At 40.4% G+C, this 19,503-nt stretch carries 15 protein-coding genes; 13 read left to right on the plus strand and 2 right to left on the minus strand.

Annotated features, from left to right (window positions below; all coding sequences use genetic code 11):
• Nucleotides 1–3: 3 nt before the first annotated feature.
• The 13 genes from DCO56_RS22215 to DCO56_RS22275 all read left to right on the plus strand — a co-directional run bounded on the left by DCO56_RS22215 (nucleotide 4) and on the right by DCO56_RS22275 (nucleotide 17,848).
• Complete coding sequence (locus DCO56_RS22215; RefSeq protein WP_028072584.1) at nucleotides 4–225, plus strand: DUF2795 domain-containing protein; 222 nt, start codon at nucleotides 4–6, stop codon at nucleotides 223–225.
• Nucleotides 226–305: 80 nt separating this feature from the next.
• Nucleotides 306–773, plus strand: coding sequence for a hypothetical protein (locus DCO56_RS22220; RefSeq protein WP_146191115.1), 468 nt, complete (start codon nucleotides 306–308; stop codon nucleotides 771–773).
• A 391-nt stretch (nucleotides 774–1,164) separates the two neighbouring features.
• Complete coding sequence (gene trpD, locus DCO56_RS22225; protein ID WP_108635927.1) at nucleotides 1,165–2,154, plus strand: anthranilate phosphoribosyltransferase; 990 nt, start codon at nucleotides 1,165–1,167, stop codon at nucleotides 2,152–2,154.
• 1 nt (nucleotide 2,155) lies between these two features.
• Nucleotides 2,156–2,782: a phosphoribosylanthranilate isomerase gene (locus tag DCO56_RS22230; protein WP_108635928.1), complete on the plus strand. Its 627-nt coding sequence runs from the start codon at nucleotides 2,156–2,158 to the stop codon at nucleotides 2,780–2,782.
• Nucleotides 2,779–3,963 carry a tryptophan synthase subunit beta gene (gene trpB, locus DCO56_RS22235; protein ID WP_108635929.1) on the plus strand — a complete coding sequence of 395 codons (1,185 nt, stop codon included), beginning with the start codon at nucleotides 2,779–2,781 and terminating at the stop codon, nucleotides 3,961–3,963. Before DCO56_RS22230 ends, trpB begins: the two co-directional genes overlap by 4 nt.
• Before the next feature lie 3 nt (nucleotides 3,964–3,966).
• Entirely contained in the window at nucleotides 3,967–4,728 is a 762-nt protein-coding gene (gene trpA, locus DCO56_RS22240) for a tryptophan synthase subunit alpha (protein WP_108635930.1), read from the plus strand.
• Nucleotides 4,729–5,014: 286 nt separating this feature from the next.
• Nucleotides 5,015–5,608 carry an RNA polymerase sigma factor gene (locus DCO56_RS22245; protein WP_108635931.1) on the plus strand — a complete coding sequence of 198 codons (594 nt, stop codon included), beginning with the start codon at nucleotides 5,015–5,017 and terminating at the stop codon, nucleotides 5,606–5,608.
• An 83-nt stretch (nucleotides 5,609–5,691) separates the two neighbouring features.
• On the plus strand, nucleotides 5,692–6,885 hold the full coding sequence (locus tag DCO56_RS22250; protein WP_108635932.1) for a FecR family protein: 1,194 nt from the start codon (nucleotides 5,692–5,694) through the stop codon (nucleotides 6,883–6,885).
• 190 nt (nucleotides 6,886–7,075) lie between these two features.
• Complete coding sequence (locus DCO56_RS22255; protein ID WP_181390641.1) at nucleotides 7,076–10,459, plus strand: SusC/RagA family TonB-linked outer membrane protein; 3,384 nt, start codon at nucleotides 7,076–7,078, stop codon at nucleotides 10,457–10,459.
• Nucleotides 10,460–10,474: 15 nt separating this feature from the next.
• Nucleotides 10,475–11,914, plus strand: a complete 1,440-nt coding sequence (locus DCO56_RS22260; RefSeq protein WP_108635934.1) for a SusD/RagB family nutrient-binding outer membrane lipoprotein — start codon at nucleotides 10,475–10,477, stop codon at nucleotides 11,912–11,914.
• Between the two features lie 8 nt (nucleotides 11,915–11,922).
• Nucleotides 11,923–14,388: a phosphocholine-specific phospholipase C gene (locus tag DCO56_RS22265; protein ID WP_108635935.1), complete on the plus strand. Its 2,466-nt coding sequence runs from the start codon at nucleotides 11,923–11,925 to the stop codon at nucleotides 14,386–14,388.
• Between the two features lie 346 nt (nucleotides 14,389–14,734).
• Entirely contained in the window at nucleotides 14,735–15,154 is a 420-nt protein-coding gene (locus tag DCO56_RS22270) for an HYC_CC_PP family protein (RefSeq protein WP_108635936.1), read from the plus strand.
• A gap of 105 nt (nucleotides 15,155–15,259) precedes the next feature.
• The gene (locus DCO56_RS22275) at nucleotides 15,260–17,848 is read left to right on the plus strand and encodes a TonB-dependent receptor domain-containing protein (protein ID WP_108635937.1); all 2,589 of its coding nucleotides are present in this window, start codon (nucleotides 15,260–15,262) and stop codon (nucleotides 17,846–17,848) included.
• Nucleotides 17,849–17,889: 41 nt separating this feature from the next.
• Here DCO56_RS22275 and DCO56_RS22280 read toward each other — a convergent pair whose 3' ends face one another.
• Nucleotides 17,890–18,468, minus strand: a complete 579-nt coding sequence (locus DCO56_RS22280; protein ID WP_108635938.1) for a Maf family protein — start codon at nucleotides 18,466–18,468, stop codon at nucleotides 17,890–17,892.
• Nucleotides 18,469–18,470: 2 nt separating this feature from the next.
• Nucleotides 18,471–18,989: a KdsC family phosphatase gene (locus DCO56_RS22285; protein ID WP_108636107.1), complete on the minus strand. Its 519-nt coding sequence runs from the start codon at nucleotides 18,987–18,989 to the stop codon at nucleotides 18,471–18,473.
• Nucleotides 18,990–19,503 lie beyond the last annotated feature (514 nt).

Below are 19,503 nucleotides of genomic sequence, written 5' to 3' on the forward strand. Positions count from 1 at the left end.
TATATGTATTGGACATTAGAATTAGCTTCGCATCTAGAAGATGCACCGTGGCCAGCAACAAAAGATGAATTAATCGATTACGCTATTCGTTCGGGTGCACCAGTTGAGGTGATTGAAAACTTACAATCTCTTGAGGATGATGGTGAGCCATATGAAAATATTGAAGAAATTTGGCCCGATTATCCAACAAAAGATGATTTCTTCTTCAATGAAGATGAATATTAGCAAATAAAAAACGCCTTTAGTCAAAAGGCGTTTTTTTTTCAGAAAATTAATCCATTGCCATGAAGTTCAGTCTTACGCTTATGAAGATAAAACTAAATCTATTGTTGTTAACGTTCATAAGCTGTATGCTATCTATTTCTCTGTTCGCTCAGGAAAATCCTGCAGCGACAGAAAATATTGCTGTGTTAAGAAAATTCGTCCATCGTCTAAATGATCCCGATCTGGCGACTGACATCATTTTAAGTCAGGATATATTAACGGCGAAAAACCTCGATGAAGACCAACAGGAGTATCTTTTGGCCAGCATAGACGAAATCCGAATCAATGTACAAAGCAAAGATATCCGTCAATTAGAATATATCAATTTTATAGCAGCTGGCCGGAAAGAAACCTACGATATTGATCTGGAAGGAATAGATCCGCAACAAGTATATTTCGTGAGGTATCTCAAGCGTTTTGTTTTTGCCGCTGTTATTCGGGACAAAAAAATTGCCTCCTTTACCTTGGTCTCCAAAGGAAACAATAAAGCACATTTTGTATTCTATTAATCTTTCATATGTGTTATACTCTTCGTTTTTTCAGGCAATCTTATCTTTTTAAAATCCCCGTCTTAGTTTGCCGTTGATCATCCTATTCCAATATGGAAAAGCACAATACACTTGACTTATTTCAGGATTTCACTCGGCTGGACTTATGAGCCATCTTAAGCTTAGACTGCTTTCTTAAAAATTTTTCAATAAAAACACTTGCATTTTAGAATTCTATCAACCATATTTGTAATAACAAAAACGGAAATGATAATAACTGTATTAAATAAGGCTTGGTGGTGGCACAACGAATAACGTTGTGGCAAACACCTATTGCATTATTTGATATATACATCAAGATATGATGGGCTTGCCTGAATAAGGTAAGCCCTTTTTTATTTACAAAAATATTATGAAAGAAATTTTAGCCCATTTATTTGAATACAAGACCTTTTCGCGGCAAGAAGCTTACGAGATTTTGACGAACATTGCCAAAGGTAAATATGATAGTCATCAGATCGCCGCTTTTATGACAGCTTATGGTATGCGCAGTATTCGGGTGGAAGAACTTGGCGGATTTCGAGATGCCATGTACGATCTGTGCCTCAAGCTGGATTTTGATGGCTATGACTTGATCGACTTATGTGGTACTGGCGGTGATGGTAAAAATACGTTTAATATTTCTACCATTGCTTCCTTTGTGACAGCTGGCGCAGGTTATCAGGTTGCAAAACATGGCAATATAGGTGTATCATCGAGCTGCGGCTCCTCCAACGTAATGGAGTATTTAGGGTATCAATTCAGTAATGACAAAACCGAGTTACAGCGACAGCTTGATGAAGCTAATATTTGCTTCCTCCACGCGCCGCTGTTTCACCCGGCCATGAAAACAGTGGCCCCTATACGCCGCGCATTGGGGGTAAAGACATTCTTTAATATGTTGGGACCATTAACAAATCCGGCCAATCCGAGGTTTCAATCTGTCGGTGTATTTAGCTTAGAACTTGCCCGGCTTTACGGCTATCTATACCAAAATACAAACAAACAATATTCTATTATCCATGCACTGGACGGTTATGACGAGATATCGATGACCGGAGATTTCAAGGTTATCAACAATCAGGGTGAAAACTATTATAATATGGAGGAGTTAGGCTTCACTCCTGTTCTTCCACAGGAATTAGCCGGTGGTGACAGCATCGCCGAAGCAGCCCAGACCTTCTTGTCCATCTTGAACAACACAGGCACAGATGTGCAGAACAATGTTGTTTTGACAAATGCGGCATTTGCCATAAAAACATTTCATCCTGAAAAATCTTTTGGCGACTGTTTCTATGAAGCTGAGGAATCACTTATGACAGGAAAGGCGCTCACAAGTTTCAAAAAAATAATAAAGCGATAAGATGGCAATCAAGATAAAAGTTTGTGGCATGAAGCACCCCGACAATATCGTTGGAGTGACCGCCCTTGCTGTTGACTACATCGGTTTTATATTTTATGAAAAATCCAAACGTTTTGTTGGCGATGCTAATCAAGACTATATCAAAGGCCTCAAAGGTATTATAAAAGTTGGTGTTTTTGTCAATGCAAACCTTACCGAGGTACATCGTAAAATAGAAGAGTTCGACTTAGATGCAGTTCAATTGCATGGCGATGAAAGTCCTCAATTCTGTGCAGAACTTAAGCAATGTACACCAGTGACCGTGATCAAAGCCTTTGGTATAGACCCGCATTTTGACTGGTCAGTATTGGATGCTTATGTGGGTGTAATTGATTATTTTTTATTTGATACCAAAAGTAATTCCCACGGTGGTACCGGTCTACAATTTGACTGGTCTTTGCTCCATCAGTACAAACTTGATTGCCCCTATTTCCTCAGTGGCGGATTAAATGCGGACAATATTAAAGACGCTTTACAAGCAAATGATCCCAGGTTATATGCCTTGGATCTCAATTCAAAATTTGAAGTAGAACCAGGATTAAAAGATATTAATCTTTTGGCCCACAGCATAAATAGTATTAAGAAATGAGTATATATCAAGTCAATGAAAAAGGGTATTATGGTCCATTTGGTGGTGCCTATATCCCCGAAATGCTCTATCCCAATGTAAAAGAGCTACGGGAAGAATATCTCAAGATAATCGAAGAGAAAAGTTTTCAGGAGGAATTTAACCAACTACTCAGTGACTATGTGGGACGCCCCTCCCCATTGTATCATGCAAAACGACTGTCTGAAAAATATGGCACAACGATTTATCTCAAACGGGAAGATCTCAATCATACAGGTGCACATAAGATCAACAATACCATCGGACAGATTCTATTGGCCGAACGTCTCGGAAAAAAACGCATTATTGCAGAAACAGGTGCTGGACAACATGGTGTAGCTACAGCTACTGTTTGCGCATTAAAGGGGATACAATGTGCCGTCTATATGGGAGAAATTGACATTCAAAGACAGGCACCTAATGTTGCGCGAATGAAAATGATGGGTGCGGAAGTCATTGCCGCAACATCTGGTTCAAAAACACTCAAAGATGCGACAAATGAAGCTTTGCGCGATTGGATCAATAATCCTGTCGATACGCATTACATTATCGGCTCTGTCGTAGGTCCACACCCTTATCCCGATATGGTTGCCCGATTTCAATCCATTATCTCCGAGGAAACGAAAAAGCAGCTGTTAACAAAAACAGGGAAAGAGAATCCGGATATCGTACTCGCCTGTGTCGGTGGCGGATCCAATGCTGCAGGAATGTTCTATCACTTTCTGGACGATGAAGCTGTACAGTTATATGCCGTAGAAGCGGCGGGACATGGCGTTGATTCCGGTGAATCTGCAGCCACTACAGCGCTAGGAAAAGAGGGTGTTTTGCATGGTAGCCGATCCATATTAATGCAAACCGATGACGGTCAAGTAACTGAACCTTATTCAATCTCTGCCGGTCTTGATTATCCCGGTATCGGCCCACAACACGCTTGGCTGTTTAAATCTGGAAGAGGAAAATACGTTAGTATAACAGATGATGAAGCTATGCGTGCAGGATTGGAACTCACTCGACTAGAAGGTATCATTCCCGCGATCGAAAGTTCACATGCACTTGCCTATTTGGGTAAAATCCCTTTCAAAGGTGATGAAACCGTTGTGGTTTGTCTATCAGGGCGCGGCGATAAGGATCTCGATAACTATATGAAATACTTTGATTTTTAAAGCATGACTACAATTGAAAAAAAAGAAGGCAAACCCCTTCTATCTATATATTTTACAGCTGGGTATCCCGAGTTGGATAGTACTGTCCGCATCGCTAAAAAATTGGAAGAAGCCGGTGCTGATTTTCTGGAAATCGGCTTTCCATATTCCGATCCTGTCGCGGACGGACCTGTCATTCAACACAGTTCGGAAGTTGCCCTGGCAAACGGAATGACTGTCAAAAAATTATTTGATCAATTACGCGAGCTACGAAACCAGGTACAGATCCCGGTCTTTCTGATGGGCTATGTCAATCCCGTGATCCAATTCGGCGTAGAAAAATTTTGTGAAGAATGCAAAAATGTCGGTGTAAATGGCGTTATTATACCCGATCTACCGATGTACGAATACGAGGATCTTTATAAGGATACTTTTGAAAAAAACGGTATTGCAAATATCTTCATCGTTACACCGCAGACCTCAACAGAGCGCATCCGGAAAATAGACAGTCTATCCAATAGTTTTATCTACTTATTATCCTCCAATGCAACAACCGGAAAAACGCTGGATGTAAGTGAAGATACCAATGCTTATTTCAAGCGGATTCATGATCTTCAGTTGAAAAACCCCTTGATCGTTGGATTCGGAATTTCAAACAAAGAAGCTTTTCAGAAAGCAAGTCAACATACTGCCGGAGCAATTATAGGCAGTGCATTTGTAAAAAGACTCGGAGAAAAAGATTATATGGATCAGATCCCTGACTTTATAAAATCAATAAAAGGGTAAGACAACACGATGTGCTAACGTGAGTTCTAAGCAAAGCGATGGACTCACGTTAGTATCTTTAAGTACTTCAAAAAAGCTGTATCATACAGCTGTTAAATAGCCTATAGTTCCATTCCCTTTAAAAGATATTTGTTAACTTCATTTATAATTTACTAATATTGTAACGTAAATACACTTGAGCTAATGATATGCCTTTTAGGAGTGTTTATTAGCCAAAGACGGGATATAAACAATCTGATTACATTCTGTTAACAACCAATTCATGTATAACCAATAGTTTCACGAAATGAAGAGTAAAGCTGAAGATCTGAATTATACCGCATGGATTATTCGCTTAAATGCAGGTGAAATGATCGCTTTTGAATGGTTGTACAATACCTACAAACATCAGTTAGCTGGCAATCTTCTTAAACTCGTAAAAACGTCCGATATTGCCGAAGATATCCTCCATGATGTTTTTGTTAAAGTTTGGGAAAATAGAACAAAGATTGATCCCGCACGTTCCTTCGAAGGTTATCTTTACCGCATAGCAGCCAATATGGTAGCAGACTTTTATCGAAAAATCAGCAAGGATAGAAATTACCAAAAACACCTCATTTCTATACAAGAAACTGTTTATCAACATATTGATGAGTTATTGGAAAATAAATACAGAAAGGAACTGATAGATAAAGCTTTGACGGAACTCCCCCCTAAGTGCAGAACAGTTTTCCAATTGTGCAAAATTGAAGGCCGTAGCTATGAAGAAGTCTCCAATCTTTTGCAAATATCTCCAAATACGATTAGCAACCACCTAAATCGCGCTAACAAAAAGATACTATTATTTTTACAGAATCCTGTAAACCTCCCCTACTTCCTGCTCCTAATATGGATTAAATAATCCTTACGAAAAAAATAAAAAAAAAATAAATTTCATGTAGTGACTTTTTTACGCTAACACGTAATAGATATAAAACGAGTCCCTTGGAAAAGAAAAATTTGAATAATCTGTTTGAGGATTTTATTGCCAATCGCTGTTCGCCCGAAGACATTGAGCAGCTGATGCAGCATTTTGATTCGCCAACAAGCCTAGATAATCTGCGCAATCTGATTGAACAACAGCTTGCGGTACAGCAATTCGAAACGTCCCCCCAAGCTGTTGGATCGATCGTTTGCGCCGTTGATAAGAAAATGGCAATGACCATGTTGAAATATCAAGCAGTAGAAAAACAAAAACGAAAAACACAAAGAATATGGCGATTTGTTTCAGCCGCCGCCGCGTTAATCCTTTGTATCTTGGCCGTACTTTGGCAATACAAACCAGCTATACAGAAAGATACAATACAACAAGCTGAAAAAACACGTACTCAGGAAATTCGTCCAGGAAAAAACCAGGCACGTCTTACGCTATATAATGGCGAAAAGTTAAACTTTGACCAACAAGGGACCGACAATAAAAAAAACAGTACGGCCAATCTCAATTACGACAACGGAAAGTTGGTGTACGGTGGAAGCCCTGTCGAAGAAACGATTCAGTGGAACGTCCTTGAAGTTCCTAAAGCCGGAACCTTTGAAATACAGTTGCCTGATGGATCGACAGTGTGGGTAAACGCCAATTCCAAACTCTATTTCCCCAATCGTTTTCCAGCAAATGAGCGATCCGTCAAAGTGGAAGGAGAAGCTTTCTTTAAAGTACAAAAAGATAAAAAACGTCCATTTAAAGTCCAAACTGGAGATCTTAATATTTCAGTCTTAGGAACATCCTTCAATGTACGTGCTTATCAAACCAAGCATATATCCACGACACTGATCGAGGGATCCGTCCAACTGACATATCACGATCAGCGAATCATCATGACGCCGGGGGAAAAAGCATTTATAGACGCAAAAAATAAGCTCCAAATCCAAGCAGTAGATATCGAAGGCGCGACGGCATGGAAAGAAGGATATTTTTATTTTAAAGATGAATCATTGGGTAAAATATTGCAAGATGTAAGTAATTGGTATGATCTGAAGGTCAGCATAGCCGGAAATTTACCGGGCGGTCGATATAGTGGTAGTATGGATCGCAACAGTAATTTAAGTGGCGTACTTAAAATGCTCTCCACAGTTGCTAACCTTGATTTTATCCTTGATGGCAATCATCTTACTGTTAAATCAAAAAACAAAAATAATTAATCGCCTATGATAAGAAGTTAGTACAATAAAAATACGGAGATGGTGGTAACATCTCCGCAATCTGTTCAAAAAAGCTGTTCAAAAAATTATTAAACAACCTTAATTCAAAATTATGGAATATTTCTGTGATCGTAAAGAAACAATACGACTATATCGTTTTTTTACGGACCATTATCTAATCATTAGAAGAATGAAACTGACGATCATCTTCATCTTGTTCTCAATTGGGTTAAACGCCAAAACAAGTGGACAACAAATCAAACTATCAGTCAAGCAGATGCGTTTGGAAAATGTACTTAAAAAGATAACCCAGCAGACTGATTATAAATTTTTCTATTCAAGCGATCTGATCGACAATACAGAATCGGTCAGTATATCGGTAGAGGAAGCTTCCCTAGAAGAAATATTGGAAAAAATCCTTACGCCGAGGGGGCTGAGTTACCAAAAGATGTCACGAACAATCACAATTACTGCCGCCAATAAGCCACAACAAATTGAGATTTCGGGGACTGTAAAAGATGATAAAGGGCCACTTGCAGGGGTTAACGTCTATACCAAAGCCGACAACAGAATCGGGACAAGAACAGATGCGGATGGAAAATTCACCTTAAGAGTACCTGCGAATTCAACACTTATTTTCAGTTTTCTAGGCTATGAGCGAAAAGAAATCGTTGCGCGAGATAAGGAGCTTCATGTGGTATTAAATCAGATCAGCAACGCAATGTCCGAAGTTGTTGTAACAGCTTTAGGTATCAATAAAGAGAAACGTAAAGTTGCTTATGCCGCACAAGATGTCAAAGGAGAAAGCCTGACTGCAGCCCGGGAGCCTAATGTCGCCGCCAGCTTGGTTGGAAAGGTCGCTGGCCTACAGATAAAAACCAAATCGACCTTGTTTGAGAATCCCGAGATTAGCCTGAGAGGTGGGAAAGCGACAATCGTCATTGATGGGGTACCTGCGCCTGATGGCTTTGATATGTGGAGCATAAACGCGGATGATATTGAAAACATCACGGTACTGAAAGGAACTGCCTCATCGGCTTTATATGGTTCAGTAGCACAGAATGGAGCCATTATGATCACCACAAAAAAAGGGAATGGTGGCAAGGCGGGCATTGAGCTTTCCTATAATTCCAGTACAGAATTTCAAGCTGGATTTTTACGTATTCCGAAAACACAGCAGGATTATGGCATGGGCTTCAATGGTAAGTATGCCTTTGTAGACGGCAAAGGCGGTGGTATCAATGATGCTTATGGCTATGTCTGGGGACCCAAACTTAATCAACCGGATCCGTCGACAGGCAGTGGCTTTGTAGAGATACCACAATATAACAGCCCCTTGGATCCGATAACGAACAAGTTGACACCGCTTCCATGGATTACCAGAGGAAAAGACAACTTAAACAATTTTCTCAATAATGGTTTAATTACAACACACAATGTGAGTGTTGCTGGATCGACAGACAAATCGGACTACCGCATCTCACTGTCTCACCTGTATCAAAAAGGACAGGTGCCCAATACAAAATTAAATTCAACGACCTTGAACCTCGCAGGTAAGCTGAAACTGAATAGTAAACTTGAAGCTGAAGCGACTTTATCGTACAACAGGCAATACTCACCCAATTATCCAAACAGTGGTTATTCACCGGACAATTATCTTTATAATATTGTTTTATGGATGGGGCCTGATGTTGATATCCGTGATATGCGGAGTTATTGGAAGCCGGGCCGGGAGGGACTGGAGCAGCTGACTTACAACTACAGTTGGTATAATAACCCTTGGTTTTTGGCTTATGAGAAAGAGCGAGCCTACACCAATGATGTGATCGTTTCACAAGGTAATATTAAATATGCTTTTAACAATGACCTAAAATTACTCGTTCGCGGTGGCATTACCACAAACTTTGCAAACAGTGAAAGTCGTATTCCCTATAGTTATATTAACTATGGTACGGATGCCGCTCCTTATGGCAATTACAGCATCAATCGTGATAATCAGATGCGTTTTGTCAGCGATGCCTTGCTGACCTATGACAAAAAATTAAGCCAAGATTTCACGGTTACAGCGAGCGTCGGCGCAAGTACACGATTAGATCAATATAATAAATTGGAATCCAAAACTACTGGCGGCCTTTCCGTTCCGGAATGGTACAATCTTGACAATTCAAGAGATCCTGTCCGTTCTACGAATGAGCGAATTGAAAAACAGGTGTATGGTGTCTATGGTTATGTTGACTTAGATTACCGTAACATGGCAACATTAAGTTTGACCGGACGGAATGACTGGACTTCAGCGCTGCAATCTCCTTATAACTCTTATTTTTATCCTTCAGCCTCCCTCAGTCTGATTATTTCCGAAATGTTCCATTTACCTAAAGTAATCTCATATTTCAAATTACGCGGTGCTATAACAGATGCCACTACCGATATCAATGCCTATAGTGCACTGTTAACATATGAAATCGGTCGTAGATGGAACGGTAACCCTTCATTGTATCTTCCTAATACCTTACGTCCTCCGGGATTAAAACCCAATAAAACAATCTCTCAGGAATATGGTGCAGAATTACGCCTGTTTCGTAATCGTATCGGATTAGATTTCACCTATTTCAACTACGACAGAACGAACAATGTAGTAGAGGTACCACTCTCTGAAGCTTCCGGTTTTGCCAAACTTCAACTAAACGGGGATCGTTATCGTCGGAGAGGTATCGAACTTGTTGTTTCGGGGACACCAGTACAGACCCAGAACTTCAAATGGACGACCACATTGAATTATTCCCGTTTACGAAACACGGTAATTGAATATTATGGTGGCGAAGAAATTCGTGGCGGGGTGAAAGTAGGGGAACGAATGGATATCTATCGCGGCTGGGCATGGCAAAAGTCTCCTGATGGACAGATTGTACATGAAAATGGTATTCCACAGTATATTAATCAAGAGACCAACCTCGGGTATGTCCTCCCAAATTGGGAATTCGGTTTCCAAAACAGCTTTCAATATAAAAATTTCGGAGTTTCTTTTGCTTTTGATGGCCGTATTGGTGGAAAAATATACAATGGTTTAGAGGCAAAAATGTATGAAGGTGGAATGCATCCCAATACCGCAAACAGTTACCGGGACGATGCTTATAACGGAGAAAAGACATACCTTGCCGGTGGCGTAACACAAACGGGCGGCGAGGTGAGTTATGACGCCCAAGGTAACATCACTGCTGATACACGCACTTTTGCACCAAACACAACTAAAGTTAACTATATAGATTGGGTGTTTGCAAAATATACCAATGGTATCGACGAATCTGTAAACTATAGTGGAACCTTCGTGAAACTGCGTGAAGTAACATTGACGTATCAAATTCCGTCCCACTTATTGACAAAAAGCCCTTTTAAAGCAGCTAGTATTTCTCTTGTCGGACGAAATCTAGCCCTTTGGGCGAAAGTTCCCTTTATGGATCCTGATGGCTATAACGGTTTGACAAAAAATAATAGTGTTTCCCCACAGACAAATAGTATTATTTTCCCTGAACCCACTATCCGTAATATAGGTTTCAACGTCAATCTCAAATTCTAAAAGCAAGAACTTATCATGAAAAAAACATATATATTATTGATCGTAAGTATACTCGCATTGAGTATGGGTTGCAAAAAATTTGATTATTATCAAGATAACCCCAATAAACCAACCAAAGCTACACCAGCTTTATTAATGACCTATATCTGTCAGAATATCTTTAACAACAATCCCATCAGTGCCGCTTATGCCTCAAGACACCTCACTTATTATGAGCGACCGAACGAGTCCATCAATTACAATTGGAATCGCGGCTCTTTTGACGGTTATGGCGGCTTACGTCAAGTACTCAAATTAGAGGCTCTTGTTGCGGATAACAAAAATTTCCAAGGACTTGCCCATTTGTTCCGTGTAATCTATTTCACCCAGCTGACGGAAACTTTTGGCGATATTCCGTACACAGATGCCTTGAAGGCCGAGCAGGATGGGCGCACGCCAATCTATAACAAACAAGAGGATATTTATACCGGATTATTGCAGGAGCTGGAGGAAGCTAATTCCCTGTTGGATGCCGGAAACGGAATTATCGACGGCGACGTTGTCTACGCCGGCGACGCCAATAAATGGAAAAAATTCGTCAATGCTTACCGGTTACGTCTGTTGATCCATCTTTCGAAGAAAGAAGGCCAATCGAAAATAGCGATCAAACAGCAATTTCAATCTATCCTTAGCAACCCGGCTAAATATCCGTTAATGACAAGTCCTAGTGATAATGCCCAATTGGTATTTAATACAACTGATCCATCAAACTATTATCCTACTGCGGGTTCGCTAAGTGTTTCAACCTTAGTATCGCTCGAACAATCTTTTGTCGAAATGCTACAGCAACGAGAAGATCCACGTTTATTCTCCTTTGGAGATCCAGTCGCTGGCAAAACAGCGGGAGTTTTCGCAAACTATAAAGGAGTAGATGCAGGCCTTTCTCCGGCAGATCAGCAAGCTAGTGCTGCCCAATCGTCCCTGATTGCCCGCAGATTTGTCGACCTCCGTAATCCCGTAAACGAACCGATGATCTTCTTAAGTTATGCGGAACAAGAATTTATTATTGCAGAGGCTATTCAACGGGGTTGGGTTACAGGAGATATGAACGACCATTATCAAAAAGGAATAACCGCATCAATGGCCTTCTATAAAATAACTGGAACGATTGTCACAGATTACCTTAATAAAGATCTTGTCAAATTAACCACCGGTGACCCTTTAACAAAAATATTGACACAAAAATACATTGCTTTCTACATGAATTCAAGCTGGGAACCTTTCTTTGAACAACGACGCACTGGAGTCCCCGTGTTACGAGTTGGCCCCGGAACGTTAAATGGAGGTAAAGTACCCAAACGTTGGCAATACCCACTTTCCGAGTCACAATATAATGAGGCGAATCTAGATGAAGCTGTCAAGAGACAATTTGCTGAGGGAGATAACGTGAATGCCAGTATGTGGCTAATCAAATAAACTAAAACATGGATACTAGAAGAGATTTTTTAAAAAAGGCAGCTATGCTTGCCGGGGGAGCATCACTTTCCCAAGTGCTCCCAGCGGCTATCGCAAAAGCTATGGCTATTGATCCGGCTCTAGGTAGCACATTTTATGATGCTGAACATGTGGTTCTGTTGATGCAGGAAAACCGGTCTTTTGACCATGCTTTTGGTACGCTACGGGGTGTCCGCGGCTTCAATGACCCGAGAGCCATCCGTCAACCAAACAATCACAAAGTATGGTTACAGACACAAAAAAACGGAGAAACATACGCTCCTTTCCGACTGGACATTAAAGATTCAAAAATCACATGGATGGGTTGTCTTCCACACAATTGGACCGACCAGACCGATGCGCGAAACAACGGAAAGATGGATAAATGGCTAGATGTCAAACATTCCGGATTTAAGGAATTTGCAGATCTGCCCCTGACCATGGGCCATTATACACGGGAAGATATCCCATTCTACTATTCACTCGCGGATTCTTTTACCATCTGCGACCAGCATTTCTGTTCCAGTATCACAGGTACAAATCCCAACAGACTTTATTTTTGGACAGCTAATATCCGGGAAAACCTGAATGGAAAAGCATTGGTATGGAATGGCGATTCTGAATTTAGCGGCAAAGCAAACTGGAAGACTTTCCCAGAGCGACTTTCAGCGCTGGGTGTAGACTGGAAAATATATCAAAATGAGATTTCCTCAAGCAGTGCGGGATACAGTGGTGAGGCCAATAGCTGGTTGGCGAATTTTGGTTGCAACCCGATGGAATATTTCCCTCAATACCAAGTCAAATATAGTTCCCGATACAGGGAGCTCCTCACAAGGAAAAAAGAGGAACTTGACAAAAAAATAGCTTCAACAACGGCAAAAGATACGCTTGAAAAGCTGCATAAGGAACATGCACATATAAACGAAGAACTGCAACAATACAGCGCAGAAAATTTCGAAAAGCTTGATGAACGTACCAAAGATATCCATCGCCGTGCTTTCGTCAATAACAGTGCGCAGCCCGGTTACATGGAACTCGAAACCATGCACTATCAGGAAGGTGATCAGCAACGGGAACTGCAGATCCCAAAGGGCGATGTGTTATATCAGTTCAGAAAAGATGTCACTGAAGGTAAACTACCAACGGTATCCTGGCTTGCACCGCCACAACTTTTCTCAGATCATCCCGATTCGCCTTGGTTTGGTGCTTGGTATGTCAGTGAAATCATGGATATCCTCACACAAAATCCCGAAGTCTGGAAAAAGACAATCTTTATTCTTACCTATGATGAGAATGATGGTTATTTTGATCATTTCGCGCCCTTTTCAGCCCCAAACCCTTATGAAGCAGAGAGCGGTAAAGTATCCTCAGGCATAGATCCCAAATTGGAATTTGTCCGTCGTGACGAACAATATTACCCAGAAAGTGGGAGAGAAAGCAATATAGGTCTGGGATATCGTGTCCCTTTGATCATTGCTTCGCCATGGACAAGGGGTGGATGGGTAAATTCTCAAGTTTTTGATCATACTTCGAGTTTACAGTTTTTGGAAAAATTTATTAGCCATAAAGTCCATAAAGAAACCAGGGAACCCAATATAAGCAGCTGGCGGCGTACAGTTTGTGGAGATCTCACCTCTGTATTTAGACCTTACCATGGGGAAATCATCAAAAAACCGCTGGTATTGGAACGTCAGCTTTTTATCAAAGAGATCCACCAGGCAAAATTCAAAGGGCTCCCAATGGGATTCAAAGCATTGTCAACTGCGGAGATCGAACAGATTGAAAAGAATCCCGCACTCTCCCCCTATTTTCCAAAGCAAGAAGAAGGACTTCGTGACTCTTGTACTCTTCCGTATGAGCTGTATGTACATGGCGAATACCTACCGGAAGGAAAGTATCAGCTGACGTTTGAAGCGGCTAATACGATGTTCGGTGCGCGTTCTGCAGGTTCACCTTTTACGGTATACCATCGCAGATCTTATAAGGACGAAATCGGTACCTCCCGTAACTATGCCGTATCTCCGGGGGATCAGATCTCGGACAGCTGGTCTATCCATGCATTTGACAAGGGTCTATTTCAACTTGACGTCCATGGTCCTAATGGGTTCTATCGTATGTTTAAAGGTGATACGCAACGCCCAAACATTCAAGTTCGCTGCACCTACGAGAAAAGTAGGGATGAGCGGTCATTTACAGGTCGTCTTTCCTTCACTTGTATAAATCAAGATAGCAAAAGCCATCGTCTTTTGCTTGAAGACATCAGCTATGGTGGAGATAGAAAGGAATTCGAACTCAAGGCCGGAGCGTCAACAACAGTGTTATTCGACCTTTCCAAACAAAGCTTTTGGTATGATTTCCGTGTCAGCTGTAAGAATGACAGTGTATTTGAAGAACAATACGCAGGTCGTATAGAAGCTGGAAAAAGTGGAAAAAGCGATCCGCTATTAAGCCGATAATAACTGATAAACGGGGTTATTTTGAGAAAGAGATAACCTCGTTTATCAGTTATTTATCAAGAAAATAGATGATCAATCTAAAATCAACTCGTTTAAGCCATAATTACTTAGCAAAGCCCCCATCACTATTATTCTTGTATACGACGAATAACGTGATAGAATCCTTTATATAGTAAAACTGCGCCAACAATCAAAAAAAAAGCTAATAAATATAAACTGATGGAGTTAATAAATAATAGACACATCATAACGGTAATTTTTGGTTTTTTATTTCTTATGTACAAGTTATAACATTTATCCAAAATATTACAAAAAAAAAATACAAATTTTCTCTACTTTTGTTGGGATGAGGAAAATTGTATTGTTTATCGGCTTGTTTTTTTATTTGCTTGCGGCAAGTGGTGCAACTTTACACTTTCATTTTTGTCAGGGTGAAGCGCAAAGTGTTTCATTAAGCCAAAATCAAACGGCTCATTGTCCACTATGTGCTAAGTCGGATAAAAAGCAGCAAAATCACTGCCATCAAGAAGGCAGTTGTAAAGATGTCATTATTGCTGCTCAAAAGGTCGATGACTTTAACAGATTATCACAAACCCTTAATTTCAATAGTTTCTCTCCGGCAATTGTTACACTGCATTGGATATATAATTATTATCAATTTCCTACAGATGAGGACGATTCATCGAAATTAAGTGCTAATCAGAACACCGTAATAAAAAGGTACAGTCCCGCTGTATTTATTCTAAATCAGAATTTCAGAATTTGATTCTTTTCTTTTTTGATTACCTTTAATCAAAAAAATTATAGATGATTTTTTACACCCCCCTAAATAGCATGTGCGATTTTTTAAGTCATACATTATTAAAAAACTATGAATCAAATTTTAAAAAAAATCTACACAACGATTCTTTTATTCTTAATTACTCTCGCCATTGTGCAGGCACAAACCGATAGCACCAGAACGCTTACCGTAGGCGGCAACTGTGGCATGTGCAAAAAGAGGATTGAAACAGCCGCAAAACTACCAGGAGTTGAAAGCGCTGTATGGAATGCAAGCGATAATTTACTCCATCTTAAATACAATACTCAAAAAGTTAAATTGGAAACCATCAAAAAGAATATTGCCCAAGTTGGGCATGATGTTGATAACTTGGTTGCAAGTGAGGAATCCTATGCGAAACTCCATGAGTGTTGTATGTATCCGAGACTGGAAAACGGAAAAGTTCCCGAAAAGAAAGTGGTTTCTACAGAAGATGGGCACCAAGATCATCCCCATACCGTCACAGGTGTTGTTGTCGAAGAAAATGAAAAAGGAGATCTAAAACCTATCGTTGGTGCCAATTTACATTGGGCGAATTTACCGACCAGAAATACCAGAAGTAATGAAAACGGTGTATTTAAGCTTGAGCACAAAGAGGGTTTTGACAAATTAGTCGTCAGTTATGTCGGGATGAAATCCGATACAATCACGATCAAAGACCTGCATGAGGTCGTCATGATCACTGCGAAGGGAAATGTACTCATGGAAGTCGAAGTCAAAGGAACACGTCGGTCGAACTACATTGACCGGATGACACCAGCTCGACTGGAAGTTCTCACAGGAAAAGAATTATTTAAAGCTGCATGTTGTGATTTAAGTGAAAGCTTTGAGACCAACGCTTCAGTGGATGTCATTAGTGCAGACGCGGTAACCGGCAGTAAACAGATTCAAATGCTGGGTCTTAGTGGTATATATACACAATTGACGGTAGAAAACTTGCCTGGACCACGTGGTTTGGCCTCCCCATTAGGACTTAATTCCATTGCCGGTACCTGGATTGAATCCATTCAAATCGCCAAAGGAGTGGGCTCTGTGGCTAATGGCTATGAAAGTATGGCCGGTCAGATCAATGTCGAGCTGAAAAAGCCACAAAATTCTGAAAAACTATTTTTTAATGCCTATGCAAATAACATGGGACGTACCGATGTGAATTTAAATCTATCTCAAAAAATAGGTCAACATTGGTCTACATCGGTGTTATTACACGACAACTTTATGTATAATAAGTCCATGAACTTTAGCCACAATGGATTTAGGGATGTGCCCGTTGGCAATCTTTTCTCCGGAGTAAACCGTTGGTTGTATGAGAATGGTAAAGGTCTGATGGTTCAGTTTGGTGTCAAGTATTTAAATGACGATCGTACTGGCGGGCAAATAGATTTTGACAAAAAAACAGATAAGGGCACGACGAATCGTTATGGGCTTGGTTTCGATATTGAACGGGTTGAAGGTTTTGCCAAAATAGGCTATGTATTTCCCGAAAACAAACACCGAAGCATTGGCCTTCAATTGGCTGGTTCCAACTATAATCAAAAAAGTTATTTCGGGTTAAAAAATTACAACTCCGAACAGCAAAATGGTTATGCCAACCTATTATTTCAGGATATTATAGGTACCGTAGCCCATAAATATCGTGTGGGCGCCTCCATCAATTACGATAACTACGATGAATGGTATTTAACCGATCAAAATTTCCAACGCAAAGAAGTCGTTTCAGGTGCATTTGCAGAATATACCTTCAGTCCATCCGAAAAATTTGATGCGGTAGTCGGACTGCGCCAGGACTATAATTCATTATATGGCTGGTTCACTACGCCGCGGTTGAATGTACGCTATGCTCCTATTGCTGGAACGACATTCCGCGCAAGTTCAGGTAGGGGTCAACGCACCGCCAATATTTTTGCTGAAAACACGGCGGTGTTAGCAAGCAGCAGGAGATTGATCATTCAATCTCAGGATATCTACAATAAAGCTTATGGTTTGCAACCAGAGGTATCTTGGAATACAGGGATCGCGGTAGACCAAAATATGCGCATCTTTGGAAGGGAAGCCTCCGCCTCTATTGAATTCTTTCATAACAGCTTTTCCAATCAGGTGGTGGTCGACTACGAAAATCCAAGAGAAATCAGTTTTTACAACTTAACCGGAAAATCATTCTCAAATAGTTTACAGACAGAATTTCGGTTTATGCCAGCGCCACATTTTGAAACACGATTGGCTTACCGTCTATTGGATGTCCAGACCGACTTTCAGAGTGGAAGAAAAACAAAACCATTGTTGGCAAAACACCGTGGTTTCGTCAATTTAGCCTATAATCATCATTCCGGATGGAGCTTAGATTATACCTTGAATGTGGTCGGACCGAAACGTATCCCTTCAACCATGGATAATCCGGTTGAATACCAGATGCCGACCGAATCAAAAACGTACGCAACGATGAACGCACAGATCAGCAAAACTTTTGGAAAAGATAAAAACTTTACCGTATATGTCGGTGGTGAAAACCTGTCCAATTATTTCCAGAAAACACCCATCCTTGCGGCGGACCAACCTTTCGGAAACTATTTTGATACCTCCATGTTATGGGGACCTTTAACAGGACGCATGTTTTATACAGGCGTTCGATATTTCATAAAATAGAATCATTTTAACATAAAAAAAGCGGCTCGGCCGCTTTTTTTTTATGTTAACTTCTTCAATTCTTGATATAATCGCGCCGTCGGAAGTCCCACGACATTATTATATTCACCTTCGATCTTCTCGATAGCAATTAAACCGATCCATTCTTGAATACCGTAAGATCCAGCTTTATCAAGCGGTGAAAAATGAGTAACATAATAATCAATTTCTTCTCGATCCAATACGTGGAAATGCACTGTTGTCGTTTCGACAAAGGATTGCACGACACCTTGCCAACGTATTGCTACCGCGGTAATGACCACATGTTTATTTCCGGATAGGTCTGCCAAAGTCTGCTTAGCTTCCGCTGCATTCTTCGGTTTACCTAAAATCTCACCTACGGCCGACACAACAACGGTGTCAGCACAGATCACCAAGCCATCTGTTTTATCTGCAAAAGCCTGTACTTTTTGCAGTGCAATCTGACGAACAGCTTCACTGGCAGAAAGACTCGGATCAACATATTCATCCGTCTCCCGCACCTCTACTTCAAAGGTAATGCCCAATCCCGATAAGAGCTGCTTACGTCTCGGAGACTGGGACCCCAGGATAACTGTTTTGTTCTTTAAATTTTCTAACATCGTCAAATACTTTTTATCGTTTCGTCCTCATACCAATTTCCCTGCACTTTAAGTACCTTTTCAATCAGTTCCCGTACAACCCCTTTTCCGCCATTGAAAGCCGAGATATAATGTGATATCTTCTTGATCTCTTCCACGGCATCTGCCGGCGACACGGCCAAACCAACAGATCGCATGCAACTAAAATCAGGGATATCATCACCAATATACATCAATTGATCAAGTCCCAGATGATAATCTTTAGCTAACGCTTGCAATTTCGAAAGCTTATCTACGACACGCGAGTGAATTTCTTTCACGCCCAATCCCTGTAAACGGCGCTCCACCCCTATGGAAGCCCCGCCAGTGATGATAAAGATCGGATAACCTTTTTTAATGGCCAATTGTATGGCATACCCATCTTTTATATTAAAAGTCCGCAGCTGCTCTCCAGCTTCATTCACCTGTACAGTTCCATCTGTCAATACCCCATCCACATCCAATACAAATCCTTTTATTGTTTTAAATTCAGTCAATACCATTGAAATATATTTTTGTAAAAATAAAGCATTTCCGCTAAATATACGATTCCCCTTCACCGCCCCTTGTTTTCTCAGTTTATGCCATAAAATTATTCAAATAAGCCAAAATATCATTTATATGTCACAACATAGTTGTATCAGCAACTTATTATAAAAAACATTTGGATGGAACCTGATATTTAGCGTATCTTTGTAGAAGATAATTAAAGGTTATCTGGCTATGAAAACACTAACAGTACTGTTCAAACAAACAATTTTGTTTAAAGCAGCATAAGATTAAAAAAACAATCAATTTAGTTTTTCATGGCAAAAAATACGGCAACTAATTAAGTTTAGTCGCCCTTAAAAAGTCTTTTCATAATTTAGGTTTATAATTGGTTAGTAACAAACCCTGGTGCCCATCATCAGGGTTTTGTTTTATTGGGACTTTTTATTCCCTTATGCACAATATTGTATTTATTTGCTTTTTTGACTATTTTAGGAATAGCAAGTTTTTTTGTTATTTTACATATAT

The sequence above is a fragment of the Sphingobacterium athyrii genome, from assembly GCF_003071065.1.
Classification (GTDB): Bacteria; Bacteroidota; Bacteroidia; order Sphingobacteriales; family Sphingobacteriaceae; genus Sphingobacterium; species Sphingobacterium athyrii.